The following is a 24,828-nucleotide window of genomic DNA, read 5'->3' as shown; positions in this document are numbered from 1 at the left end:
CCCCCCCCCCCCCCCCCCCCCCCCCCCCCCCCCCCCCCCCCCCCCCCCCCCCCCCCCCCCCCCCCCCCCCCCCCCCCCCCCCCCCCCCCCCCCCCGCCGTCGTGCCATTTCCCGGTCCAGTGGCGTTCGAGCCGTTCTCCGGCCCGTCGCCCGACCGTGGGGAATCCAACCGGCGTGCCGCAACCGCCGGACATACACCGGACAAGGGAGGGGCCGATGGCCGAGCAGAGCTTCCAGCTCTACGACACGACCCTGCGCGACGGCACCCAGCAGGAGGGCCTGGTGCTGACGGTGGAGGACAAGCTCGCCGTCGCGCGTCGGCTCGATGCCCTCGGCGTGGGCTTCATCGAGGGGGGCTGGCCCGGGGCCGTGCCCAAGGACACGGAGTTCTTCCGCCGCGCGCGCGGCGAGCTCGACCTGAAGAACGCCGTCCTGGCCGCCTTCGGCGCCACCCGCCGGCCCGGCATCCCGGTGTCCGTCGACGCGCAGGTGCGGGCCCTGCTGGCCGCCGAGACGCCCGTGGTGACCCTCGTGGCCAAGAGCCACACGGGCCATGTGCAGCACGCCCTGCGCACCACCCTCGCGGAGAACCTCGCCATGATCGGCAGTACGGTGCGGCACCTGGTGCACGCCGGGCGGCGCGTCTTCCTCGACGCCGAGCACTACTTCGACGGCTACCACGTCAACCGCGAGTACGCCCTGGCGGTCGTCCGCACGGCCGCCGAGGCCGGCGCCGAGACCGTCGTGCTGTGCGACACCAACGGCGGCTCGCTCCCGGACGAGGTGCGGGCCGTGGTGGCCGACACCATCGCCATGACGGGCGCCCCCATCGGCATCCACTGCCACGACGACACCGGGTGCGCCGTCGCCAACACCATGGCCGCGGTCGACGCCGGCGCCGTCCACGCCCAGGGCACCGCCCACGGCTACGGCGAACGGTGCGGGAACGCCAACCTCTTCACCGTCATCGCCAACCTCGTGCTCAAGCGCGGCCGGGAGGTCGTCCCGCTCGAAAGGCTGCGGGACCTGTCCCGCACCGGCCGGGCGATCACCGAACTCACCGGCGTACGGAGCAACCCGGCGGCGCCCTACACGGGCCTGTCCGCCTTCACCCACAAGGCCGGCCTCCACGCCTCCGCCCTGCGCGTCGACCCCGACCTGTACCAGCACACCGACCCGGCCCGGGTCGGCAACCGGATGCGCACCCTCGTCTCCGACATGGGCGGGCGGTCCTCCATCGAGCTGAAGGCCCGCGAACTGGGCTACGACGTCGCGGCCGGATCCGAGGAGGTCGCCCGTGCCGCGGCCCGTGTCAAGGACCTGGAGAACCGCGGCTACAGCTTCGAGTCCGCCGACGCCTCCTTCGTCCTGCTGCTGCGCGAGGAACTCGCCGGCGGCCCGGGCACGCCGCCGTTCGAGGTCGACTCGTGGGCCGTGGGCGTCTCACGGCGTCGCGACGGCGAAGTGCGTACGGAGGCGTCCGTGCGGCTGCGCGTCGACGGCGAGAGCGTCACCGCCACCGGACACGGAAACGGCCCCGTCAACGCCCTGGACACCGCCCTGCACTCGGCGCTCGACCCGTACTTCCCGGCCCTGACGCGCCTCGAACTGGTGGACTACCAGGTTCGCGTCCTGAACGGCCAGATCGGCAGCGGAGCCGCCGCCCGGGTGCTGATCTCCTACCGGGACGGCGAACACCGGTGGGGCACCGTGGGCGTGGACGAGAACACGGTGACCGCCAGCTGGGCCGCGCTGCTCGACGCGGTCCACTACGTCCTGCTCGACGGGCCCGCCGAGGCCCACGGCTCACCTCCCCTGGCCGCGGCGGCCACGGGCTGAGCCCTCGATCTCCCGGGAGCCACTGTGCGTGTGGAAGACATCTATATACGGGGGACCTCCGTGCGGCTCCCCTCCGTCGTCACGGTCGCCGACGCCGTCGCCTCCGGGGCCTGCCCGCCCCGGGTGGCCTCGTCGACCGGCCTGGTGTCCGTGGCGTACTCGCCCGGCGAGTCGGCCGCCGAGATGGGCGCGGCGGCCGCCCGCACGGCCCTGCACCGGGCCGGCAGCGACGGCGGCGACGTCGACCTGCTGCTCCACGCCGACACCTACCACCAGGGCCAGGACCTGTGGCCGGTCGCCTCGTACATCCAGCGCGAGACGCTCGGCAACACCTGCCAGGCCGTCGAGATCCGGCAGATGTCCAACGGCGGCCTCGCCGCCCTGGACCTCGCCACCGCCTATCTCACGGCCGGCCACGGACGCGGCGACGCCCTGCTGACCACCGCCGACCGGTTCTGCGAACCCGGCATCGACCGCTGGCGGACCGATCCGGGCACCCCGTACGCCGACGGCGCGAGCGCGCTGGTGCTCTCGCGCCGCGGCGGCTTCGCCCGGCTCGTCTCCCTGGCGACGTACGCCGATCCGGAACTCGAACCCCTGCACCGGGGGGACGAGCCCTTCGGGCCCGCCCCCTTCAGCCAGCGCATCCCGGTCGACTTCGAGGAGGCCAAACGCGCCTTCATCGGCCGGGTCGGCATGTCGTACGCCATCACCCGCGCCCACAACGGCCAGCAGACCGTGATGAAGGAGGCCCTCGCCGACGCGGGTCTCGAACTGGCCGACGCCGAGTGGGTCGTCCTGCCCCACTTCGGGCGGCGGCGGCTGCAGTCCATCTTCTACCAGCCGTTCGGCATCGATCCCGAGCGGACCACCTGGGACTTCAGCCGCACCGTCGGCCACCTCGGCGCGGGCGACCAGTTCGCCGGCCTCGACCACCTGATCGTCTCGGGGAAGGCCCGCCCCGGCGACCGCTGCGTGCTCGTCAGCGTCGGCGCCGGCTACAGCTGGGGCTGCGCCGTCCTGGAGATTCTCCACCGCCCCGCCTGGGCCGCCGACCACCCGGCGCCCTGACTCCACCCCGGCTCCACCCGCTCTTGAGCACCCCCATGTCAATCTGAGAACCGCCGTTCCTCGCGGCTGTCGAAGGGAAGTTGCCGTGGCACCGACCGCTACGTCCGAGACCAGAGCTCCCCACGTCACGGAGCACTCCATCACCGTGGCGGCCACGCCCGCCACCATCTACGACCTCGTGGCGGACGTCTCCGCGTGGCCCCAGGTGTTCGGACCGACGGTCCACGTCGAGGTCCTCGAAGAGGCGCCGGAGACCGGCGGCGAACAACTGCTGCGCATCTGGGCCATCGCCAACGAGAAGGTCCGCACCTGGACCTCCCGGCGCACCCTCGACCCGGCGTCGCGCACCATCACCTTCCGCCAGGTGGTCTCCGCCGCGCCCGTCGCCTCGATGGGCGGCGAGTGGCGCGTCGAACCGCTGGAGGACGGCCGCACCCGTGTCGTCCTGCTCCACGACTACCGCGCCACCGACGACGACCCGGCCGCCGAGGAACTGATCGAGCAGGCAGTCGACCGCAACAGCCGCGCCGAGCTGGCCGCCCTGAAGAACGCCGCCGAACTGGGCGACGCCCGCGAAGAACTCCACTTCACCTTCAGCGACTCCGAGGTCGTCGCCGACGCGGCGGGCGACGTCTACGCCTTCCTCGACCGCGCCGACCTCTGGCCGGAGCGGCTGCCCCACGTCGCCCGCCTCGACCTCACCGAGGACGAACCCGGCGTCCAGCACATGGACATGGACACCCGCAGCCCCGACGGCTCCACCCACAACACCACCTCGGTGCGTGTGTGCTTCGAGGACCGCAACATGATCGTCTACAAGCAGCTCCGCGTACCGGTCGCCATGAGCGGGCACACCGGCAGGTGGGTGATCGAGTCGCTGGGTGACGGTACAGTCAGAGCCACCTCGTGGCACACCGTCACGCTCGACCCCGAAGGGGTCCGCGCGGCACTCGGCCCCGAGGCGACGCTCGCCGAGGCCCGCGCACTGGTCCGCAAGGCGCTCGGTACCAACAGCTCCACCACCCTGCGCCATGCCAAGCAGTTCGCGGAGGAAGCGCGTGCCGGATCGTAGTCTGCACAAGCCGGTTGCGGTGATCAACCGCTTCGAGGTCAAGGGCGACGCAGCGACGTTCGAGAGGCTCTTCAGGGAGCACTCCCAGTACCTGCGCCGCCGGGACGGCTTCGACTTCCTCGTCACCGTGAGACTCCTCGACCGGCCCGACGTGTACGCGCACATCGGCCACTGGCGCACCCTGCGGGGCTTCCTGGACACCGTCAACGACGAGACCTTCCAGTTCCACGTCAAGGAGCTCGGCCCGCTCGTGGACGCCGAGGCCGACCAGGCCGTCAGCGTCGCCCGGGTACTCAGGGAGAACGCCGTCATCGGGGCGGAGAACGTGGTGCTCACCCGCGTCACGGTCCGCGAGGACCCGTACGCCTTCGAGCGCGGCTACGCCGAGATGAACGAGCACTTCGCCACGCTCGGCGGCTTCGGGGGGAGCGACCTGCTCCGCTCGACCCTGCTCCCCGGAAGGTACACCGGTCTCCAGTGGTGGCGGGAAACGGCGGACTGCGACCGTGCCCTGGGCAGCGCGGAGTACCGCGCCCTGCGGCACGCCCTCGGCCGGCGCGCGGACATCGAGGTGGACCGGACCCGGCACGTGGCGTACGAGCGCCTGATCGGCTGAGCGGGCCCGCCCGGACGGCTCCACCGGCAGAAGAGCCGAGGACCACAGGTCCTCGGCTCTTCCGCGTTCGCCGCGCGAGCCCGCTTCGAGCGGCGGGGCGCAGGCTGTCCCCATGGTGAAACCAACGCGCATCACAGTGCTCCGCGGTCAGCCCGACGCGGCCGAACTCGCCGCGGTGACCGCCGTACTGCTGGCCCTGGCGCGCCGCGGGGGCGAGCCGGGCGAAGCGGAGAAGGCCGCGTACGCGGAATGGACCGTCAAGGCGGGCGACTACCGGCCGCCGATGGCCCGGCCCGGTCCGTGACCGCAACCACCACACGATCGCCAGGGACAGCCGCGACCGCACCGGGAGGTGCGGCCGCACGACAAGCAAGGGGGAGGGCGTGACCGGTCACCGGACCTTCACCGAACTCATCCAGGCCCAGGCCGCACAGTCGCCCGAACGGGAGGCCCTCATCATCCTGACCGAGAGGTCGGGAATCCTGGAGCCCCGCACGATCACCTACGCGGAGCTCGACCGCGCGGCCCGCGCACTCGCCGGCCGCCTGCGGCAGCACATCGCCCCCGGCGACCGGGTGCTGCTCACCCACAGCTCCCGGGAGCTGTTCGCCACCGGCTTCCTCGCCTGCCTGTACGCCGGCGCCGTCGCCGTCCCGGTGGCCCCGCCAGGAGGCCGCCCGCACCACGACGAACGCATCGCCGGGATCATCAAGGACGCCTCGGCCTCCTGCGCGCTCACCGCCTCGGCCGAGGCCGCCGACGTCTCCCAGCTGCTCGCCCGCACCGGCCACGGACACGTCACCTGCGTCCTGACCGACGCCCCGCACACCGCGGCCGGCCCCGAGGCCGCCGCCGGGGCGCCGGAACCCGTGCCGGCCCCCTCCGGCCCGGACGCGGTCGCCTTCCTCCAGTACACCTCCGGCTCCACCCGGGACCCGCGCGGTGTGGTGGTCACCCACCGCAGCCTCCTCGCCAACCAGGAGGCCATCGGCAGGGCGCTGGGCACCCGGCGCGGGGCCAGGATCGGCGGCTGGCTCCCGCTCCACCACGACATGGGCCTCGTCGGCCAGCTGCTGCACGCCCTGTGGCTGGGCGGCACCGCCGTGCTGCTGTCCCCGACCGCCTTCGTCAAGCGCCCCGCGCACTGGCTGGAGACCGTCTCGCGGTACCGGCTGTCCGCCAGCGGCGCGCCCGACTTCGCGTACGACCTGTGCGTGCGCCGGGTCAACGACGCCCAGATCGCCGGGCTCGACCTCTCGGGCTGGGACGTCGCCGTCTCCGGCGGGGAGCCGGTCGACCCGGCGACCCTGCGCGCCTTCGCGGAGCGGTTCGCCCCGGCCGGCCTGCGCCCCGAGGCGCTGATCCCGTGTTACGGGCTGGCCGAGGCGACGCTGCTGGTGTCCGGCGCCGCCGGCGCCCCGGCGGACCTCACCGGGACCGGGAGAACCGCCCACTGCGGCCCGCCCGCCTCCGCCGACGTACGCATCGTCGACCCGGAGACCCACGAGGAACTGCCGGACGGCCGCACCGGCGAGATCTGGGTACGGGCGGACGGCGTCGGCCCCGGCTACTGGGCGCGTCCCGCGGAGACCGCGGCGGTCTTCGACGGCCGGATCGGCGACGGCTCCGAGCCCTACCTGCGCACCGGGGACCTCGGCACCCTCACCGACGGCCTCCTGCACGTGAACGGGCGCCTCAAGGACACCATCGTGGTCGCGGGCCGGAACCTGTACCCGCAGGACCTGGAGCGCACCGCGCAGCGCGTCAGCGCGCTGTTCGGACCGGCCACCGCGTTCGCCGTGCCCGGCGCGCGCGAGCGCATCGTGATCCTCCAGGAGCTGCGGGCGGGCGGCCGGTACGACACGGACCTCGCCGGTCTGGTCACCGCCGTCCAGCAGCAACTGCGGGAGGAGTACGAGGTCACGACCGGGGGAGTGCTGCTCGTCCGTCCGGGAACCGTGCGCCGGACCACCAGCGGCAAGGTCGAACGGGCGGCCATGCGCCGGCTGTTCCTGCGCGGCGAGGTCACCGCGCTGCACGAGCGCGTCGACCCCGAGGTCCAGCGCCTCGTGGCCTCGGGGAGGCGGCGGTGACCGCGACGCACGACGCCCCCGGGGTGCGGGACGGCGCCGGAGCCGACGCCGGGGGCATGGCCGGGACCGGGGCGCGGGAGCGCGTCGACGCGCTGGAGCGGGCCTTCGGGCCGCTCGACGACCCGGCCAACCCGCTCGGCGGCGCCGCGCTGCTGGCCGCCGACGCGGCGGGCACGGTCCTGCCCGAGGCCGAGCGGGTTCTGGACGCGTACGGGCTGAACGCCGAGTTCGTGCCCGCGCCCCTCGGCGGCAGGCTGGAGCGGATGGACGTCCTGGGCCGGCTGCTGCGTCCCGTGTTCCGCCGCGACGCCTCCCTCGGGTTCGGGTACGGGCTCAACTGCTTCTTCGCCGCCACTCCCGTGTGGACCGCCGGGGACGCCGCACAGCGGCGGCTCGCCGCCCGGATCCTGCTGGAGGGGCGGCGGATGGCGGTCGCGCGCCACGAGGTGGCGCACGGGAACGACTTCGTCAGCGACGAGTTCACCGTACGGCCCGCCGAGGGCGGACTGGTGCTCGACGGCAGCAAGTCGGCGATCGCCAACGCCTCCCGCGCCGACGGTCTGGTCATCTTCGCCCGGACCCCGGGCGTCACCGGGAGCCGGAGCCGCTCCGTCCTGCTGCTGGACCGCCGGGAACTGCCCCCGGACCGGGTCGAGAACCTGGCACGGCGGGCCACCACCGGGATGCGCAGCGCCGAGTTCGGCGGGCTGCGCATCACGCGGTGCCCCGTCCCGGCCGGTTCCGTGCTCGGCGAGCCGGGCGACGGCTACGAGCTGTCGCTGCGCTCCTCGCTCGTCATCCGCGGGCTCATCCCGTCCATCGTGCTCGCCGGCGCCGACACCGCACTGCGCACCACGGCCCGGTTCGCCGCCCGCCGGCGCGACGACGGCCGCTCGTCGCTCGACGTGCAGCACGTGCGGGACGTCCTCACCGGGGGCTTCCTCGACCTGCTGCTGATCGACTGCCTCGCCCTCGTCTCCACCCGGGGGCTGCACCTGCTGCCCAAGCAGATGAGCGCCTACGCCGCCGCCGCGGCCTACCTCGCGCCCAAGCTCGTCTCGGAGAGCATGGACGAGATGTCGGCGGTCCTCGGCGAGGCGACGTTCGCCGAGGACGGCATGTACGGGATGTTCCAGAAGCAGCTGCGCGACCTGCCGGTCACCTCGCTCGGCCACGCCGGCAGCGCCGGCCGGCAGGTCAGCCTGCTGCCGCAGCTGCCGTACTTCGCCCGGCACGCCTGGTTCGCCGACCCCGAGGCGCCCGCCGCGCTGTTCGCGCTGGACGACGACCTGCCGCCGCTGGATTTGACCCGGCCCGCGCTGCTGGGCGACGGCGACCCGCTGGCGGCGACCCTGGTGGCCTCCACCGACCTGTTGGAGGGCCCCGGGCTGCCGGACGGCCTGGAGGAGGAGGGCCGGGCCGTCCTGCGTTTCCTCGCCCGCTCGCTCACCACCGAGCTGGGCGACCTGCGCAAGGCGTTCGCCGAGGTGCCCCTGAGCGACCGCACCGCGCTGGCCAGCCCGCACAACTTCGGCCTCGCGGACCGGTACACGCTGGTGCTGGCCGCCGCCGCGTGCCTGGGCGTGTGGCGGGGCCGGCGTACCGCCGGGGGCGAGTCCGGCACCTTCCTCGCCGACGCCGCCTGGCCCACCGCCGCCCTGTACCGGCTGTGCCGGCGGCTGGGCCTGCCGCTGCCGGACCGCCCCACCGCCTGTGAGCGGCGGGTGCTCGCCGAGGTGCTGTCCCGGCTGCACGGCCGGCGCAGTTACGACCTGTACGACTCACCCCTTGCCTGACCGCCGAGAAGGAGCACATCATGCGAGAACAGCAGCGGGACGACGACTTCGAGACGGCCTACCGTGAATGGCTGCTGGACCGGCTCGCCCACTACCTGGGCCGGCCGGTGCGGGAGACCGACTCCGTGCATGAGTACCTCGACTCGGTGGCGGGACTGAGCCTGTACGGAGACATCGAGGAGGAGTTCGGGCCGCTGGTCGAGCCCGCCGACATCTGGGCGTACCCCACCGTGCGGGAGCTCGCCCGCCACATGGCGGAGCGGGGCGCGGGATCGGGCGGCAGCCGGATCCGGGCGGCCTTCGTCTTCACCGGCCAGGGTTCCCAGCACCCCGGCATGACCGCGGGGCTCTACCGGAACTCCACCGTCTACCGCCGCTACCTGGACGAGGCCGGGACGGTGCTCCAGCCCTACACCGGCCTGTCGGTGGTGGAGATGATCCTGGGCAAGGACCCGCGGATCCACCAGACGGCGTTCACCCAACCCGCGCTGTTCGCGGTCGAGTACGCCCTGGCCAGGACCCTGGAGGAGGCGGGTGTCCGCCCGGTGTCCGTCCTGGGCCACGGGATCGGCGAGTTCGCCGCCGCCGCCGTCGCGGGCGCCCTCACCCTGCCGGACGCCGCCAAGCTGGTCGCCCTGCGCGGGGCCTTCATGCAGTACCTGCCCTCCGGCGGCGGCATGATGGCCGCCTGCATCACGCCCTACGAGGCCACCGAGCTGATCGCGTGCGAGCCGGGCGTCGGCATCAGCGCCATCAACGCCGCCAAGTCGACGGTGCTGTCCGGCGACCGCGGCGGCCTGGAGCGGATCGAGAGCAAGCTCGCCGAGCGGGGGGTGCGCTGCCGGCACCTCACGGTCACGCACGCCTTCCACTCCCCGCTGATGGCGCCCGTGGTCCCCAAGTTCGAGGCGGTTGTCCGCAGGGTCCCCGGCGGCGCGGCCTCGGTGCCCTTCTATTCCACGGTGTACGGCAGACTCACCACCGAACCGCTGTACGCGTCGTACTGGACCGAGCAGTTGACCGCGCCCGTCCGGTTCGCCGACGCCGCGCGCGCCCTGCTGGCCCAGCAGGCGCCGACGCACGTCGTGGAGATCGGCCCGAGGGCGGTGCTCACCCCGTACCTGCGCCGGCTGGGCGGCGCCCGGGGCCCCGTCTGCCTGCCCGTGTGCCAGGGTCCGGAGAGCGACGCCGTGGACCTGGCCGGCGTGATCTCCGTACTCGACGCCGGACCGCTGGCCGCCGCACTGGCCGGGGCGTGAGGTGACGGTACGGATCGGGCAACCCCTGCCCGTGCGGGGACCGCGGGGCCCGTGGCAGCCGGTGCGCGACGAACTCGCCCACACGGGGACCGTGCTGGTGTACGGGACGATGTCCGCGTGGCTGCCCCCCGAGGGCACCGAGGGCGAGCTGCCGCGGCTGCTCGGCCGGGACTGGCACCGCTACCAGACGTTCACCCAGCCCCGGCTGCGCGAGCGGTTCACCGCCTCCCGCCTGCTGCTGCGGCACGCCGCCGCGGCGATCCTGCGGACCGCGCCGCACCTGGTGGACCTGTCGTACCAGCCGGGTGGCCGCCCCTATGTGCGCGGCTGCGACCAGATCGACGTCAGCCTCAGCCACACCGAGGAGATGATGGTCGTCGGGATCACCCGTATGGGACGCGTCGGTGTCGACGTGGAGCGCGCGGACCGCCGCCTGGCGCACACCGGGTCGGAGACCCAGGCGTGCACCCCCTACGAGAAGCGGCAGCTCGACGCGGGCGGCGAGGACACGCGCAACGACACCATGGTGCGGCTGTGGACCCTCAAGGAGGCCTACAGCAAGGCCCTCGGCCAGGGCTTGCGGTTCCGGTTCACCGAGTTCGGCTTCGCGCTGGACGACGCGGGCGCCTGGCTGGTGCGGCCGGACGGCACACCCGCGGGCGGTTCGTGGACGTTCGGTACGTTCCCGGCGGGTGGCCGTTACGTGGTGAGCGCCGCGGTGTTCGACGCGGGGTTCGGTGAGCCGGTGGACGTCGCCGTGGACACCACCCTGGACGAAGGGCTGTTCGACGCGCTGCTGGCGGCGCCCCGTCCGGGGTCAGGGGATCCAGCCGGCCTCCTCGGCGAGGCGGATGGCGTCGATCCGGTTGCGGGCGCCCAGCTTGCTGACGATGGCAGTCAGGTAGTTGCGGACCGTTCCCTTGGACAGGTAGAGGCACCCGGCGATCTCGGCGGCGTCGGCACCGCGCGCGGCGAGGCGTAGCACCTCCAGCTCCCTCGGGGACAGGGGATTCTCCGGCGAGTCCCACGCGGCCAGGGCGAGTTGGGGGTCGACGACCCGCCGACCGGCCGCCACGGACCGGACGGCGAGCGCGAGCTGGTCCGACGGTGAGTCCTTGAGGAGGAAGCCGGAGACGTGCGCCGACAGGGCGCGCCGCAGGGTTCCCGGGCGGCCCAGGCTGGTGAGGATCAAAGTGCGGCAGCTGGGCAGTTGCTCGTGCAGCTCGGCTGCCGCCGTCAGTCCGTCGATCCCCGGCAGGTCGACGTCGATCACGGCCACGTCGGGCCGGGACCGCAGGGCGGCCTGCACGATGGTGTCACCGCGGTCGACGGCCGCGACCACCTCCAGGTCCGGTTCGAGTTCCAGCAGCGCGATCAGCGCCCCCCGGACCATGTGCACGTCCTCGGCCAGGAGGATTTTCACGGACAGCATCAAAAACCCCCGTCATCGGCGTCCGTTTCAGGCCGCGGCTCTCTCCCGGACCGCGTCCGGCGTTCCCTCTCCGCCGCTCTGCGGGCGGAGCGGTGCCCAGGCTTCGAGGTGGAACCGCCCGTCCTCCCGTACGCCCGCGCTCAGGCCGCCCCCGATCGAGGCGAAGCGCGTACGAAGGTTGTCCAGGCCGCTTCCGCCGCGCCGGACGATCGGCGAGACGTGATCGGGCTCCTCGTGCGGACGGTCGTTGACCAGCGTCAGCCGGACCGTGTCCCCTTCGACAAGTGCCTTGATGCTACATACCTGGACGCGACTGTGGCGGAGAATGTTCGTCACTCCCTCACGCAGCGCGGTCGCCAGGACCGTGTCGACGGCCGGGTGGAGGCGCCCGCACTCGACCTGGACCTCCGCCCGCACGTCGGCCGCCGCGAGCACCGCCCCCGCCGATTGCGCCTCGTCGCACAGGGACATGTCGCGGTAACCGCTGGACACCAGACGTACGTCGGCGAGCGCCTGACGGGCCACCCGCAGCAGGTCGGCGGTCTCCTCGGCGGCCTGTTCCGGCCGGACGGGCACCAGCCGCTGGATCAGTTCCCCCTTCAGGGTGATGGCCGAAAGGCTGTAGCCGAGCAGGTCGTGCAGATCCCGCGCGAACCGCAGCCGTTCCTGGGTGACGGCCATCCTGGCCATCTGCTCCCGGGTGGCGTGCAGTTCCTGCACCAGGTCGGCGAGACGGCTCAGGCCGTAGATGACCAGTCCGGTCAGACCTCCCGCGATGACGACGTAACCGGCGTCGAGCGGCCCGGCGCCGGCCAGGATGGAGTACGGGATAAGACCGGCGACGACGAGCCCGTAGGCCGGCCAGGCGATGCGCGGCGGGAGCGTCAGGAGGATCGACGCGCACAGTGGCCCCTGCATGCTCCCCCAGCTGGCGTCGAACCAGACCATCGGCAGGTAGGTGAGCACCACTTGGGTCCCGAGGACGGTGACGCGGCGGCGCAGACTCCATGACCGCGCCCGGGCGGAGGAGACGGCGAACTGCACCCCGAAGGCCACCAGCACAGTCGCCAGGCAGATGACCAGCGTCACCGTCCCCAGCCGGACGTTCCGGAGGACGTTGATGACCGTCACGGAGCAGTAGCAGCTCAGCGCCACCACGATGATTCCCCGGGCGAGTCGTGGCGCCGGTGTCACCTGCCTCGGTGAGACGCGCAGATCCTGCCGGGGCGACCGGACACCGCCCGCGCGCCTGAGCGGGCCCCGCAGGCCGTGCTGCTGATGCGGAATAACACTTTCCGCATGAAAGGGTGCATCCGGCATAGCCGTCTCCTCGCCAGGACAGGGGTGGCGAAGCGCATAGTATGACTATGCGTTGAGCCTGAGCCACTGCTCGCAATCGCCGGTCGTTCTCACACGAACAGCGGAACCGGGTTGAGGTCACCGTACGGAGTCGGCCGGGCCAGCCGGCCCAGTGCCACGGGTACGTCGAACAGCCTGCCGGGCGCGTACCTCGCCCAGAAGTGCCGCATCCCCGGCACGATGACCTTCACGACGGGAAGTCCGACGTCAGGGCGGGTCTGGTCGAGGACCAGCAGTTCCATCCCCCGCTCCCGTACGAGCCGCTCGGCGGCCTCCACGTCCTCCCGCAGGTCGCTGCGTGATTCCCGCGGGTAGTGCCCCGGCCCGCGTGGCGCCTCGGCGGCGTCGGGAGCCAGGTACGGATGCGTCTCGACCGTGGCGCACGTCCACCAGCGGTCCAGATCCGGATGCGAGCCGCGGAACTCGTGCTCCTGCCGGCCCACGGGCAGGAGCTGGCTCATCTCCGTCACCGCTCTGCGCAGCGCCAGCGCGGGATCGAAATGCGCGCCGAAACCGAAAGCGATGCCCTGCTCCGCCCCGTCGGTCCGGCGGGAGATCGCCGCCATGGCCGGAACTCCGAAATCGGACGTCAGATCCAGCACCCACATGTCACGGCCCAGCCGCCCGTAACACTCCCTGACGCGCGCGAGCCAGGGTTCGTCGAAGGCGTCCAGGTCCACCGCCGGCTGCCGCGTGCGGTTGTACCACCACAGCGCCACGGCATCGCGCTCCACCAGTTCGAGGAACCCCTGCACCACGGCGTCCTCCGGACTGCTGCCCGCCGCGGCTCCGTTGGAGTCCGCCCACGGCGACCTGGCGAAGCCGTCCGGACCCGGCCCGAAGTACAGCATGGAGGTGGGAAGCAGGCGGTGCTCGCCGGCCGTCAGGGACCACACCGGAGTCCACTCCACCGCTTCACGCGGGTCGAACGGCGGGGGGACGTGCTGGAAGGGCGTGCAGGTGGCGTTCCACCGGTTGCGTTCGCGAAACTGCCGGTCCGCGTACAGCTGGCAGGAGTTGGGGTGCAGGGCCGACCGCCCCAGCCCGGTCAGAGTGTCGACGACCACCGGCTCATCGCCCTGACGCGTACCGGAGTAGCGCTCCACCGCCTCGCACAGAGCCCCCACCCGCGCTTCCAGCGGGGTGATCCCCTTCCCGCCGCTCTGGCTGCGCAGACCGCCCCGCACACCGCTCAGCGAGTGGGCCTGCAAGGCCGCGTTCCGCCCCGACAGGCAGCGGTTGAGGCCCTCCGGAGTGTCCGTCACCGTCTGGAGTTCGGGCACGACACCGGTCACCGGGTCGACGAGGTGCCGGTAGCGCGCCAGAACCGCCTCGGGCGGCAGAGCCCGGTGATTGCCGCCCGTGCCCGTGGCCTTCGGGCGCGACGTGAGGACGACCGGCCCGCGCACCCGTTTCGCCACCAGTTCCGGGTCCCCGCAGTCCGGGCACTGCGGACGCCGCGCCACCTGGTGGTGACGGGTGCGCAGCGTCCGCGTGTCCAGCGTGCACACCGCTCCCTGCTCCTCGTACCGCATGCCGGCCATCCACTTGACCGTCTCGAGGACCGCCGTGTGCAGGCCCAGACCCCGCACCACGCCGAGTGAGGCGTCGGGGACCGGCACCGCGCCCGGCAGGCCGAGGGCCTGCCGGACGGGTGACTGGGAGAACAGCCGGGAGCGCAGCCGGTGGGCCAGGCAGGACCAGCAGGGCCGGTCGCCCGGACCGAACACGGGGCCCACCCACGCCTCGGCCCCGCACGGCTTGGCGAGCAGCCACGGCCGTTGCCGGGCCCGCAACCGGCTGTTCAGATCACGCAGTCGCGGATCGAGGTAGTCGTCGCAGAGGACCAGGGTGAAGTCCACGTGTCCCCCCTCACCCGCCAGGGTCAGGCCCTCGGCGACACACTGCTTGCGTGCCTCCTCGGCCCTCACCCGGCCGAAGGCGATGACCTCGACCGTGGTGTCACGCAGCGCGGACACGGCCTCGGTGCTGCCCAGGCCCGCCAGTTCCCAGTACGCCGCGGCGGCGTCGTCCGCCAGCGGATCGCGGTAGCCGATCAGTTCGGCCTGCGCCAGCTTGGCGATCAGCCTGCCCGCCTCCGCCGGCGGCAGCGTGCGGGCCGCCTCGTCGAGCAGACCGGACAGCGTCCGCGTACCGTCCAGCAGCGGTGCGAGGGTCTCGATGGACCTTCCCTGCAACGCGGTCGTGCCACGCTCCGACAGCAGGTAGACGGCCTCGCCCCGCACGATCTCCACCCGCAGGTGGGGCTTGAAACCCACCCGGTGCGCGGTGCCCTCAGGCAGTGTCGTCGTCATCTCAGGGCGGTCCCGGCCGACGGGAACGGCACGTCACTCTTGGTGAAGACGATGCTGAACCCCTCGCCGCCCGAACCCATGCGGTCCAGGTCCTCGATCAGCAGGTGCGTGTCGTCCTCCGTCCCCCACACGGCGTAGGCCGGTTCCACGGCCATCAGGCCGAACTCGGCGAGCAGGGAGCGGGGGTCCTCGGTGTAACGCTGGGCGAGTTCCGGTTCAAGAGCGGTCCGGGCCGTCAACAGCGCGATGCGGTGATCGTTCGCGAGCGCGACGGCGCTCGCATTCTCGACGTCCGGGCGTGCGTTGGTCAGAGCGGTGCTCATGATGGGTCCCCCTCGTAGATGGCGTCGTACGAGCTGTCGTCCGACGTTCCGAGGGCACGGATTCTGCTGCCCGGTGAGACCGGCGGCACAGTGTGGGAGTCACCAGCGGGGCATGACATTTTCATGCCCGGCCTCGTGACCCTCTCACTGGGGCTCCAACACCGCTGATGCCAGGCTCGCTCCAGGCTCCAGAGCTGGGCTCCGGAGCCGGCGGCCGTCCCGTACGAGGGACCGCCGGGGAAACGGGAAGAGGAGGGCAAACACATGGAGATCAAGGTCCTCGGACCGCTGGCAGCCCGTGAGAACGGGGTGTCCATCGTGCCGACCGCCGCCAAGCCGCGACAGATACTGTCCCTGCTCGCCCTGCAGGCCGACCGCGTGGTCACCGTCCCGACGCTGATGGCGGAGATCTGGGGCGAGGACATCCCCCGCAGCGCGGCCACCACCCTGCAGACGTACATCCTCCAACTGCGCCGCAAACTCACCGCCGCCCTGGACGGCGATCCCACCCGTCAGGCCAAGGACGTCCTGGTCACCCAGCACGGGGGTTACCTGCTCCAGGTCCAGCCCGGTCAGATCGACGTGCAGGAGTTCGGCCGGCTCGCCACGGCGGGACGCGCCGCGCACGAGGCGGGCGACCACTACGCCGCCTCCGAACTCCTCGGCGGCGCCCTGCGGATGTGGCAGGGACCCGCCCTGGTGGACGTCCGTGTCGGCCCCGTCCTGGAACTGGAGGTGCTGCGCCTGGAGGAGGACCGCATGGCCGCCCTCGAAAGGCGGATCGACGCCGACCTGTGGCTCGGCCGGCACACCGAGATCGTGCCCGAACTGCGCGTCCTGGTCGCCAAGCACCCCATGCACGAGAACTTCTGCGCCCAGCTGATGACCGCGCTGCACCGCGCGGGCGCGGCCTGGCGGGCCCTGGAGGCCTACCAGCGGCTGCGCGGCACGCTCATCGACGAGCTGGGCCTGGAGCCCTCGCCCCGGCTGCAGCGGCTGCACCACGCGGTGCTCTCCGCGGACCCGGCGCTGGAGCTCCCGCTGTCGACCGCCGGCTGACATCTGCTCCAGTACGTCTCGAGCCGAGCTGCCTACGTTCGGCCGATGACGATCCTCGACGACCTGACGGTCACCCAGGCTGCCCCTGACCTGCGACGAGCCGCCGACGAGCTGCGCCGCCTCAAGGAAGAGGTGAGCCGCGGGCCCGACCCCGAGGCCACCCGGCGGCAGCACGCCAGGAACAAGCTCACCGCCCACGAACGCCTCGAGCTGCTCTTCGACCCGGACACGTTCACCGAGATCGAACCGCTCCGGCGGCACCGGGCCGTCGGCTTCGGCCTGGAGGACAGGAAACCGCACGGGGACGGTGTGGTGATCGGCTGGGGACTGGTCCACGGCCGTACCGTCTTCGCCTACGCGCACGACTTCCGCGTCTTCGCGGGAGCCCTCGGAGAGGCCCACGCCGCCAAGGTGCACAAGGTCATGGACCTGGCCGAGGCCGCCGGGGCCCCGCTGGTCAGCCTCAACGACGGGGCCGGCGCCCGCATTCAGGAGGGCGTCACCGCGCTGGCCGGCTACGGCGGCATCTTCCGGCGCAACGTGGCGGCCTCCGGAGTCATCCCGCAGATCAGCGTGATGCTCGGGCCCTGCGCCGGTGGCGCCGCGTACTCCCCGGCCCTCACCGACTTCGTGTTCATGGTGCGGGAGACGGCCCAGATGTTCATCACCGGACCCGACGTGGTCCAGGCGGTGACCGGCGAGAAGATCACCCACAACGGCCTGGGCGGCGCGGACGTCCACGCCACCGCCTCCGGCGTCTGCCACTTCGCGTACGACGACGAGGCCGAATGCCTGGAGGACGTACGGTTCCTCCTCTCACTGCTGCCGTCGAACAACCGCGAGCTGCCGCCGCCCGCCCGGGGCGACGACTCGCCGGACCGCCGCACCGACGCGCTCGCCGACCTGGTGCCGGCCGATCCCGGACGGAGCTACGACATCCGGGGCGTGATCGAGGAGATCGTCGACGACGGGGAGTACTTCGAGGTCCACGAGGGCTGGGCCCGCAACGTGGTGTGCGCCCTGGCCCGCCTGGACGGACACCCGGTCGGCATCGTCGCCAACCAGCCGGCCTCCCTCGCGGGCGTCCTGGACATCCACGCCAGCGAGAAGGCCGCCCGCTTCGTGTCGACCTGCGACGCCTTCAACATCCCGCTGGTGACGCTCGTCGACGTCCCCGGCTTCCTCCCGGGCGTCGACCAGGAACACAACGGCATCATCCGGCACGGGGCCAAGCTGCTGTACGCGTACTGCAACGCCACCGTGCCCCGCATCTCCCTGGTGCTGCGCAAGGCGTACGGCGGCGCGTACATCGTCATGGACTCGCGCTCCATCGGGGCCGACCTGTCGTTCGCCTGGCCCACCAACGAGATCGCCGTGATGGGCGCCGAGGGCGCGGCGAACGTCATCTTCCGCCGGGAGATCGCCGCCTCCGACGACCCCGAGGCACTGCGGGCACAGCGCATCCAGGAGTACAAGTCCGAGCTGATGCACCCCTACTACGCGGCCGAACGCGGGCTCGTCGACGACGTCATCGAGCCGGGGGAGACCCGCCGCACCCTGATCCGCTCGCTCGCCATGCTGCGGGCCAAGAAGGCCGAAGTGCCTGCTCGCAAGCACGGCAACGTGCCCACGTGACGGACCGGCGCGGCTGGTCCATGTGGGCGCGAGCGCCGATCGAGCCGACGGACGTTCCATGGCGTCACCGGAAACGGCGGCACGTCACGAGCGGGCGCCCGTCCGGTCCGGCCGGCCGGGGCGTTCCCACCCCGAACAGCCCCGGCCGCCGCAGCGGCCCGGCCTCCGCGCCGGCACCACCCCGCACCAGAACGGCTTCAGCAGTGACACGGACGAAGGGATCGACAGTGGCCCGCACAGTTCCATCCGGCAGGTGCCCGTGGGGGCACCCGGCCCCGTCGAAGGCGAGGTAGCGGCATGCGCAGAGTCGCCATCACCGGACTGGGCGTCGTGGCCCCCGGCGGGGTCGGAGTGAAGGAGTACTGGAACCTCCTCACGGCGGGGCGTACCGCCACCCGTCGCATCTCCTTCTACGACCCCTCCCCGTTCCGCTCGCAGGTCGCCGCCGAGTGCGACTTCGACCCGGCGGCCGCGGGGCTCACCCCTCAGGAGATCCGCAGGCTCGACCGGGCCGCGCAGTTCGCGGTCGTCTCCACCCGCGAGGCCCTCGCCGACAGCGGCCTCGACATCGCCGCCCTCGACCCGGGCCGCGTCGGCACCTCGCTGGGCAGCGCGGTCGGCTGCACCACCAGCCTGGAACGCGAGTACGTGGTGGTCAGCGACGGCGGCCGCAAGTGGAACGTCGACCACGAGTACGCCGTCCCCGAGCTGTACCGGCACTTCGTGCCCAGCTCGATGGCCGCCGAGGTGGGCCGCGCCGCGGGCGCCGAGGGACCGGCCGCCGTGGTGTCCACCGGCTGCACCTCGGGCCTGGACTCGCTCGGCCACGCCGTCGACCTGATCCGGGAGGGCACCGCCGACGTGATGATCGCCGGCGCGACCGAGGCCCCGATCTCCCCCATCACCTCGGCCTGCTTCGACGCCATCCACGCCACCACCCCCCGCAACGACACCCCCGAGAGCGCCTGCCGGCCCTTCGACCGGACCCGCAGCGGCCTCGTCCTCGGCGAAGGCGCGGCGATCCTCGTCCTGGAGGAGCTGGAGAGCGCCCGCCGGCGGGGCGCCCACATCTACGCGGAGATCGCGGGATTCGCCTCCCGTTGCAACGCGTACCACATGACCGGCCTCAAGCCCGACGGCCGCGAGATGGCCGAGGCCATCGACGTCGCCCTCGGTGAGGCGGCCCTCGCCCCGGACTCGGTGGACTACATCAACGCCCACGGCTCCGGCACCAAGATGAACGACCGCCACGAGACCGGCGCGTTCAAGCGCAGCCTCGGCGCCCACGCGTACGAGACGCCGATCAGCTCCATCAAGTCGATGATCGGGCACTCCCTGGGCGCGATCGGCTCCCTGGAGATCGCCGCCTGCGCCCTGGCCATGGAGCACGGTGTGCTGCCGCCCACCGCCAACCTCCACGAGCCCGACCCCGAGCTGGACCTCGACTACATCCCCCTGACCGCCCGCGAGAAGAAGACCGACGTGGTGCTCAGCGTGGGCAGCGGCTTCGGCGGTTTCCAGAGCGCCATGGTGCTGGCCCGCCCGGAGAGGAGAACCGCATGACCACGGCAACCGTGGTGACCGGCCTCGGCGTCACCGCCCCCAACGGGCTGGGGACGGAGGACTTCTGGAAGGCCACCCTCGCCGGCCGGTCCGGCCTGGGCCCGGTCACCCGCTTCGACGCCGGACAGTACCCGTCGCGCGTCGCGGGCGAGGTGTCCGACTACGTGGCCGAGGAGCACATCCCGAGCAGGCTGATGCCGCAGACCGACCACATGACCCGCCTCGCCCTCACGGCGGCGGACTGGGCCCTGGCCGACGCCGGCATCAACCCGGAGGAGATGCCCGAGTTCGGCATCGGCGTGGTGACCTCGGCGTCCGGAGGGGCCGTCGAGTTCGGCCAGCGCGAGCTGGAGAACCTGTGGAGCAAGGGCAAGGAGTACGTCAGCGCGTACCAGTCCTTCGCCTGGTTCTACGCCGTCAACACCGGCCAGATCTCCATCCGCCACAAGCTTCGCGGCCCCAGCGGGGTGCTGCTCACCGAGCAGGCCGGCGGCATCGACGCGATCGGCCAGGCCCGGCGCCACGTCCGCAAGGGCTTCCCGGCGGTCATCTCCGGCGGTGTCGACGCGGCCATCTGCCCCTGGGGCTGGGTCCCGCAGATCGCCTCCGGGCTGATGAGCACGGTGAACGACCCCGAGCGGGCCTACCTGCCCTTCGCGGCCGACGCCAGTGGATACGTGCCGGGCGAGGGCGGCGCGATCCTCATCGTCGAGGACGAGCGGTCGGCGCGGGAGCGCGGCGCCACCCAGGTCTACGGGGAGATCGCCGGGTACGCGGCGACCCTCGACCCGGCACCCGGCTCCGGTCGCCCGCCGGGGCTGCGCCGGGCCGCCGAGTACGCCATCGCCGACGCCGGCCTCACCCCCGCCGACATCGACGTCGTGTTCGCCGACGCCGCCGGAACGCCCTCGGCGGACCGCATCGAGGCCGAGGCCCTCACCGGGATCTTCGGGCCCCACGGCGTACCGGTGACCGCGCCCAAGACCATGACGGGGCGGCTGCTCGCCGGAGGCGCGGCGCTGGACGTGGCGACGGCCCTGCTCGCCCTGCGGGACGGCGTGATCCCGCCGACCGCGCACGTGACCGAGGCCTCCCCGGAGCACCGCATCGACCTCGTCACCGGCCAGGCCCGGGAGGCGGGGCTGCGCACCGCGCTCGTCCTGGCCCGCGGACACGGCGGCTTCAACGCGGCGCTGGTCGTACGGCGCGCCGCCTGACACCGGGCGCCCTCCACGGGGCGCCCCAGCACCGGGCGCCTCCCGCGAGGCACCGGGACACCCCCACGACACACCCCCCACGGCACATCAGCTCCCGCCGGAGGCACGTTCAGGAACCGGCCGGGGTCCGACAGGCACCACCCGAGTAGTTCTACGAGAGGACGGCACCGCCATGACCACGACGACCACCACCGTCACCCTGGCCGACCTGACCCGCATGCTCCGCGAGAGCGCCGGTGAGGAGGAGGGCATCGACCTGGACGGCGACGTCATCGACACCCCCTTCATGGACCTCGGCTACGACTCCCTCGCCCTGCTCCAGGTCATAGGCCAGATCCAGCGCGAGTACGGCATCGCGATCCCGGACGACGCCGTCGTCGACGCCGAGACCCCGGGGGCGCTCCTCGCCCTCATCAACGCCGGTCAGGGCACCGCGGCCTGACCCGGTCCCCGAACGCGGCCGCCCTGCCGACATCCCCCGTGGCGGGGCGGCCGCCTCCCACCAGCACTCCGCCGGCGGCCGGAGCCGCGGCCCCACGAGGAGGAAGCATGTCTCTCACGTCGTACAGCGCGGTCGTCCGGCGACTCGTCGTCAGCCCCGGCCCCGCGCACGAGCAGCGAGCGCAGTCCGTGGCCTCGGCCGCCGCCGTGTCGGCCGTGCTCCGCGCCTTCGGCCGGCCACCGGGGGAACTCCCGGTGCGCACCGTCGTCCACATCGGAGCGGCGGCGCTCGACCCGGACCTCGGGCCCGAGCACGAGGGGTTCACCGTCCGCACCGCGCTCACCCCCGGCCGCGCCCTGCGCCAGGCGCACCGCGAACTCCAGGACGGCGACGCCGACTTCGCCATGGTCGCCGGGTTCGGCGAACCGGACCCGCACACCATCACCGTGTACGCGCTCAAGCGGGCCGCCGAGGCGGTCGCCGACGCCGACCGCGTCCTGGGCGTCCTGGACGTGACCGGCAGCGACGAGGACACCGTCCCGCCGCTGCGCCCGCTGTACCACGGCCACCGCGCCACCGCCCCCGAACGCCACCGGCTGCTGCTCTGGTCGGGCCGGGACGCGGAGGACGAGGCCCGGGTCCGCGGCGAACTGCTGCCGCTGCTGAGCGGACTCCACAGCGAGGCGTTCCCCGCCCTGCCCACCGCCGTACCCTGCGGTACGCCGCCGGGGCCGGTGCGCGGGGCGGCCGTCGCCGTCGCCGCGCTCGCCGCCGGCACGGTCCACAAGGCCAAGGCGGTACGCGCCGGCCGGCCCCGGCCGATCGCCCTGCTCTTCCCGGGCCAGGGCTCCCAGCACACCGGCATGGCCCGCGGGCTGTACCGCCGCGAGCCGGTGTTCACCGCGGCCGTCGACGCGGTCCTCGCCCACATGGGCGACGAGGGCGCGCGGATCCGGGACGACTGGCTCACGGCCGGCGAGCCGCGGGTCCCCATCGACGACGTGCGCCGCGCCCAGCCGCTGCTGTTCGCGGTCGACTACGCGCTCGGCCGGATGGTCCTCGCATGGGGCGTACGTCCCGCCGCCCTCCTCGGGCACAGCGCCGGCGAGCTGGTCGCCGCGGTCATCGCCGGCGTCGTGTCGCTGCCCGACGCGGTCGCCATGGTGATGACCCGGGTCCGCGAGGCGGTGAGGATACCGGCCGGCGGGATGCTGGCCGTCGCCGCGAGCGAGACGCAGCTGCGGCCGTACCTCGACGCGGACGTGGCCGTCGCGGCGGTGAACGCCGCCCAGCAGGTGATGCTCGCCGGATCGGCGGAGCCGCTCGCCGCCACCGAGGCACGGCTGCGGGCCGACGGCTTCACGGTGGTCAGGGTGCCCGCGACGAGCCCCTTCCACTCGCCGGCCATGGCCCCCGCGTCCGACGCGGTGGAGGCCGACTACCGGGGCATCCCGTTCCGGGAGCCCGCCCTGCCCCTGTACTCCGGCTACACCGGTGCGCTGATGCGGCCCGACGAGGCGCTGAGCCCGCGCTTCTGGGCCCGCCAGATCACCGACACCGTCCACTTCCGGGCGGCGCTGGAGGAGCTCGTCGCGATCGAGGACGTCCTGCTGATCGAGGCCGGGCCGCGCCAGACGCTCACCGCGTTCGCCCGCAGGCACCGGGCGGTCCGCCTCGGCGCGAGCGCGGTCTCCCCGCTGCTGCCCGCCCGCGGGGGCACGGCCGAGGCCGACCGCCAGTCGGTGCTGGCCGCCGCGGCGCGGATCTGGACCGAGGGCCACGACCTCGACATGGACGCCGTGTCCCGGCTGTGGACGTGGAGCGACGACGAGGACGCCGCGCCGTCCGCGGCGGCCGGGGCGGCGGAGCGGCGCGAACCGGCGCCGGTCCTGCGCTCATGAGGGTGGCGGCACGGTTCCTGCGCGGCTGCTACGACGCCCTGGCGGCCGCCGGGTGGCTCTGGCTCGGCCTGCCGATGCCTCCACCGCCGGAACCCCGGCCGGAGCTGCGGCCCCCGCCGCACGGACACCCCGAGCGGCTGCGGCCGGACCTCCCGCCGAGCGACGCGGAACTGGCGCTGTGGCGTCAGCTGAGGGAGCCGGCGCGGAAACGGTGACTTCCGGGCGGGCGTTACGCCGCATGGCGGGCGCCCGCGTCTCCCGTAAAGCCGAAGAAACGTTAATCCGACATCGTCGGACGCCCTTGCGGAAACACCTGTGGTTCGGCACGTCTTCCCCGGAAGAGACCCCCCGAACAGAGGTGACACCCGATGCTCCACAGACACGCCACAGCCGCGTGCGCCACCCTCACCGCAGTCGGCGCGCTCGTGCTGGCCGGCTCGCCCGGCGCGGTCGCCGGCGAGGCGCCCGCGCCGCCGTCGACCCCCTCGGTGACCGGCACGCCCGGCGTCGACAAGCCGTCCCCGGCCCTCCTCGACGCCATGCAGCGCGACCTCGGCCTGACCCGGGAACAGGCCGAGACCCGGCTGAGGAACGAGGCCGAGGCCGGCGCCCGGGCCGGCCGCCTGCAGAACACCCTGGGCGACCGGTTCGCGGGGGCGTGGGTGAGCGGACCGGTCTCCGCCACCCTCACCGTCGCCACCACCGACGCCGCCGACACCGCCGCCATCAAGGCGGGCGGGGCCGAGGCCAAAGTGGTCCGCCACGGGCTGAAGCGGCTGGAGGCCGCCAAGGCCAAGCTGGACAAGGGCTCCGTACGGACCAGGACCACCGACGCCCCGGTCTGGTACGTCGACCTCCGCACCAACAGCGTGACCCTGGAGGCCGCCAAGGACTCCGCCGCCGACGTCTTCCTCACCGCAACCGGCGTCGAACGCGAGCTCGTACGCGTCAAGGCGACGACCGAACGGCCGCGCCCGCTCGCCCACGACATCCGGGGCGGCGACGCCTACTACATCGGCACCAGCCGCTGCTCCGTGGGCTTCGCGGTGGTCTCCGGCACCCAGCAGGGCTTCGCCACGGCCGGGCACTGCGGCCAGGCCGGCGCCGCGACCATGGGGCACAACAAGGTGGCCCAGGGCGCGTTCAAGGCGTCGACCTTCCCCGGCAAGGACATGGCCTGGGTGGTCGCCAACGCCGAGTGGACCGCGACGGCGCACATCAAGGGCCAGGGCGACCAGAACGTGGAGGTCGCCGGCTCCGCCGAGGCCCTCGTCGGCGCGTCGATCTGCCGGTCCGGCTCCACCACCGGCTGGCACTGCGGCACCGTGGAGCAGCACGACACCACCGTGTCGTACCTCCAGGGGACCGTGAAGGGCCTGTCCCGCACCACGGTCTGCGCCGAGCCGGGCGACTCCGGCGGCCCGTACATCTCCGGCACGCAGGCCCAGGGCGTCACCTCCGGCGGCTCGGGCAACTGCAAGGACGGCGGGACCACCTTCTACCAGCCGGTCAACCCGCTGCTCCAGGAGTACGGGCTGACGCTGAAGACCAGCGCCCCCGACCCGGGCGACACCGGCGAGCCGGGCGGCACCTGGGCCGCCGGCCGGGTGTACCGCGTGGGCGACCGGGTCATGTACGACGGAGTCTCCTACCGGTGCCTCCAGCCGCACCAGGCCCAGCCGGGCCGGCACCCGTCGGACACCGCCGGCCTGTGGCAGCGCGTCTGACCGGCGCGGCGGCGGGGGGGGGGGGGGGGGGGGGGGGGGGGCCACCCCCCCCCCCCCCCCCCCCCCCCCCCCCCCCCCCCACCCCACCCCATCCCCCCCCCCCCCCCCC

At 73.3% G+C, this 24,828-nt stretch carries 20 protein-coding genes and 1 pseudogene; 17 read left to right on the top strand and 4 right to left on the bottom strand.

Translation table 11 applies throughout. The annotated features are described in order from the left end of the window. The first annotated feature begins 216 nt into the window (after nucleotides 1-216). The 9 genes and pseudogenes from cimA to AC07DW_RS17780 form a co-directional block, all read left to right on the top strand. Nucleotides 217-1,839 carry a citramalate synthase gene (gene cimA, locus AC07DW_RS17820; protein WP_478858596.1) on the top strand — a complete coding sequence of 541 codons (1,623 nt, stop codon included), beginning with the start codon at nucleotides 217-219 and terminating at the stop codon, nucleotides 1,837-1,839. Nucleotides 1,840-1,863: 24 nt separating this feature from the next. Next, nucleotides 1,864-2,910, top strand: a complete 1,047-nt coding sequence (locus tag AC07DW_RS17815; RefSeq protein WP_478858595.1) for a ketoacyl-ACP synthase III family protein — start codon at nucleotides 1,864-1,866, stop codon at nucleotides 2,908-2,910. A gap of 85 nt (nucleotides 2,911-2,995) precedes the next feature. After that, entirely contained in the window at nucleotides 2,996-3,982 is a 987-nt protein-coding gene (locus AC07DW_RS17810; RefSeq protein WP_478858594.1) for an aromatase/cyclase, read from the top strand. Further along, nucleotides 3,969-4,598 carry an antibiotic biosynthesis monooxygenase family protein gene (locus AC07DW_RS17805; protein WP_478858593.1) on the top strand — a complete coding sequence of 210 codons (630 nt, stop codon included), beginning with the start codon at nucleotides 3,969-3,971 and terminating at the stop codon, nucleotides 4,596-4,598. Before AC07DW_RS17810 ends, AC07DW_RS17805 begins: the two co-directional genes overlap by 14 nt. Before the next feature lie 112 nt (nucleotides 4,599-4,710). Beyond that, the gene (locus AC07DW_RS17800) at nucleotides 4,711-4,902 is read left to right on the top strand and encodes an acyl-CoA carboxylase subunit epsilon (protein WP_478858592.1); all 192 of its coding nucleotides are present in this window, start codon (nucleotides 4,711-4,713) and stop codon (nucleotides 4,900-4,902) included. 79 nt (nucleotides 4,903-4,981) lie between these two features. Then, entirely contained in the window at nucleotides 4,982-6,691 is a 1,710-nt protein-coding gene (locus AC07DW_RS17795) for a fatty acyl-AMP ligase (RefSeq protein WP_478858591.1), read from the top strand. Continuing rightward, on the top strand, nucleotides 6,688-8,487 hold the full coding sequence (locus tag AC07DW_RS17790) for an acyl-CoA dehydrogenase family protein (protein WP_478858590.1): 1,800 nt from the start codon (nucleotides 6,688-6,690) through the stop codon (nucleotides 8,485-8,487). Before AC07DW_RS17795 ends, AC07DW_RS17790 begins: the two co-directional genes overlap by 4 nt. A 20-nt stretch (nucleotides 8,488-8,507) precedes the next feature. After that, complete coding sequence (locus tag AC07DW_RS17785; protein WP_478858589.1) at nucleotides 8,508-9,746, top strand: acyltransferase domain-containing protein; 1,239 nt, start codon at nucleotides 8,508-8,510, stop codon at nucleotides 9,744-9,746. Nucleotides 9,747-9,855: 109 nt separating this feature from the next. Further along, nucleotides 9,856-10,449: pseudogene (locus AC07DW_RS17780) on the top strand (4'-phosphopantetheinyl transferase family protein); the annotation flags it as partial. Between the two features lie 114 nt (nucleotides 10,450-10,563). Here AC07DW_RS17780 and AC07DW_RS17775 read toward each other — a convergent pair. The 4 genes from AC07DW_RS17775 to AC07DW_RS17760 all read right to left on the bottom strand — a co-directional run bounded on the left by AC07DW_RS17775 (nucleotide 10,564) and on the right by AC07DW_RS17760 (nucleotide 15,175). Then, nucleotides 10,564-11,178, bottom strand: a complete 615-nt coding sequence (locus AC07DW_RS17775) for a response regulator transcription factor (protein ID WP_478858588.1) — start codon at nucleotides 11,176-11,178, stop codon at nucleotides 10,564-10,566. Nucleotides 11,179-11,205: 27 nt separating this feature from the next. Further along, a complete protein-coding gene (locus AC07DW_RS17770; protein WP_478858587.1) occupies nucleotides 11,206-12,336 on the bottom strand; it encodes a sensor histidine kinase in 1,131 nt (376 codons plus the stop codon). Between the two features lie 251 nt (nucleotides 12,337-12,587). Then, entirely contained in the window at nucleotides 12,588-14,852 is a 2,265-nt protein-coding gene (locus tag AC07DW_RS17765; protein ID WP_478858586.1) for a TOMM precursor leader peptide-binding protein, read from the bottom strand. Further along, nucleotides 14,849-15,175: a hypothetical protein gene (locus AC07DW_RS17760; RefSeq protein WP_478858585.1), complete on the bottom strand. Its 327-nt coding sequence runs from the start codon at nucleotides 15,173-15,175 to the stop codon at nucleotides 14,849-14,851. The genes AC07DW_RS17765 and AC07DW_RS17760 overlap by 4 nt, the downstream gene beginning before the upstream one ends. Before the next feature lie 264 nt (nucleotides 15,176-15,439). On the opposite strand from AC07DW_RS17760, the gene AC07DW_RS17755 reads away from it, so the two are divergent. The 8 genes from AC07DW_RS17755 (at nucleotide 15,440) to AC07DW_RS17720 (ending at nucleotide 24,719) form a co-directional block, all read left to right on the top strand. Beyond that, on the top strand, nucleotides 15,440-16,234 hold the full coding sequence (locus AC07DW_RS17755) for an AfsR/SARP family transcriptional regulator (protein WP_478858584.1): 795 nt from the start codon (nucleotides 15,440-15,442) through the stop codon (nucleotides 16,232-16,234). A 45-nt stretch (nucleotides 16,235-16,279) separates the two neighbouring features. Continuing rightward, nucleotides 16,280-17,869 (top strand): acyl-CoA carboxylase subunit beta, encoded by a 1,590-nt coding sequence (locus AC07DW_RS17750; RefSeq protein ID WP_478858583.1) that lies wholly within the window; start codon nucleotides 16,280-16,282, stop codon nucleotides 17,867-17,869. 297 nt (nucleotides 17,870-18,166) lie between these two features. Further along, a complete protein-coding gene (locus AC07DW_RS17745) occupies nucleotides 18,167-19,432 on the top strand; it encodes a beta-ketoacyl-[acyl-carrier-protein] synthase family protein (protein ID WP_478858582.1) in 1,266 nt (421 codons plus the stop codon). Further along, a complete protein-coding gene (locus AC07DW_RS17740; protein WP_478858581.1) occupies nucleotides 19,429-20,649 on the top strand; it encodes a ketosynthase chain-length factor in 1,221 nt (406 codons plus the stop codon). The genes AC07DW_RS17745 and AC07DW_RS17740 overlap by 4 nt, the downstream gene beginning before the upstream one ends. Before the next feature lie 172 nt (nucleotides 20,650-20,821). Then, a complete protein-coding gene (locus tag AC07DW_RS17735; protein ID WP_189553999.1) occupies nucleotides 20,822-21,091 on the top strand; it encodes an acyl carrier protein in 270 nt (89 codons plus the stop codon). 107 nt (nucleotides 21,092-21,198) lie between these two features. After that, a complete protein-coding gene (locus AC07DW_RS17730) occupies nucleotides 21,199-22,992 on the top strand; it encodes an acyltransferase domain-containing protein (protein WP_478858580.1) in 1,794 nt (597 codons plus the stop codon). Nucleotides 22,993-22,994: 2 nt separating this feature from the next. After that, nucleotides 22,995-23,207 carry a DUF6059 family protein gene (locus AC07DW_RS17725; RefSeq protein ID WP_478858579.1) on the top strand — a complete coding sequence of 71 codons (213 nt, stop codon included), beginning with the start codon at nucleotides 22,995-22,997 and terminating at the stop codon, nucleotides 23,205-23,207. Between the two features lie 153 nt (nucleotides 23,208-23,360). Continuing rightward, complete coding sequence (locus tag AC07DW_RS17720; RefSeq protein WP_478858578.1) at nucleotides 23,361-24,719, top strand: trypsin-like serine protease; 1,359 nt, start codon at nucleotides 23,361-23,363, stop codon at nucleotides 24,717-24,719. The last annotated feature ends 109 nt before the right edge of the window (nucleotides 24,720-24,828 follow it).

This window comes from Streptomyces sp. NPDC045701, assembly GCF_056432045.1.
Note: the sequence above shows the minus strand (reverse complement) of the source record. Positions and strands in the feature narration are given on the sequence as shown.

What these genes read in the sequence shown, in the direction of transcription:
- cimA (WP_478858596.1), top strand. Translation starts at nt 217, where the DNA reads ATGGCCGAGCAGAGCTTCCAGCTCTACGACACGACCCTGCGCGACGGC.
- AC07DW_RS17800 (WP_478858592.1), top strand. Translation starts at nt 4,711, where the DNA reads ATGGTGAAACCAACGCGCATCACAGTGCTCCGCGGTCAGCCCGACGCG.
- AC07DW_RS17785 (WP_478858589.1), top strand. Translation starts at nt 8,508, where the DNA reads ATGCGAGAACAGCAGCGGGACGACGACTTCGAGACGGCCTACCGTGAA.
- AC07DW_RS17775 (WP_478858588.1), bottom strand. Translation starts at nt 11,178, where the DNA reads ATGCTGTCCGTGAAAATCCTCCTGGCCGAGGACGTGCACATGGTCCGG.
- AC07DW_RS17765 (WP_478858586.1), bottom strand. Translation starts at nt 14,852, where the DNA reads ATGACGACGACACTGCCTGAGGGCACCGCGCACCGGGTGGGTTTCAAG.
- AC07DW_RS17760 (WP_478858585.1), bottom strand. Translation starts at nt 15,175, where the DNA reads ATGAGCACCGCTCTGACCAACGCACGCCCGGACGTCGAGAATGCGAGC.
- AC07DW_RS17755 (WP_478858584.1), top strand. Translation starts at nt 15,440, where the DNA reads ATGGAGATCAAGGTCCTCGGACCGCTGGCAGCCCGTGAGAACGGGGTG.
- AC07DW_RS17750 (WP_478858583.1), top strand. Translation starts at nt 16,280, where the DNA reads ATGACGATCCTCGACGACCTGACGGTCACCCAGGCTGCCCCTGACCTG.
- AC07DW_RS17745 (WP_478858582.1), top strand. Translation starts at nt 18,167, where the DNA reads ATGCGCAGAGTCGCCATCACCGGACTGGGCGTCGTGGCCCCCGGCGGG.
- AC07DW_RS17740 (WP_478858581.1), top strand. Translation starts at nt 19,429, where the DNA reads ATGACCACGGCAACCGTGGTGACCGGCCTCGGCGTCACCGCCCCCAAC.
- AC07DW_RS17735 (WP_189553999.1), top strand. Translation starts at nt 20,822, where the DNA reads ATGACCACGACGACCACCACCGTCACCCTGGCCGACCTGACCCGCATG.
- AC07DW_RS17730 (WP_478858580.1), top strand. Translation starts at nt 21,199, where the DNA reads ATGTCTCTCACGTCGTACAGCGCGGTCGTCCGGCGACTCGTCGTCAGC.
- AC07DW_RS17720 (WP_478858578.1), top strand. Translation starts at nt 23,361, where the DNA reads ATGCTCCACAGACACGCCACAGCCGCGTGCGCCACCCTCACCGCAGTC.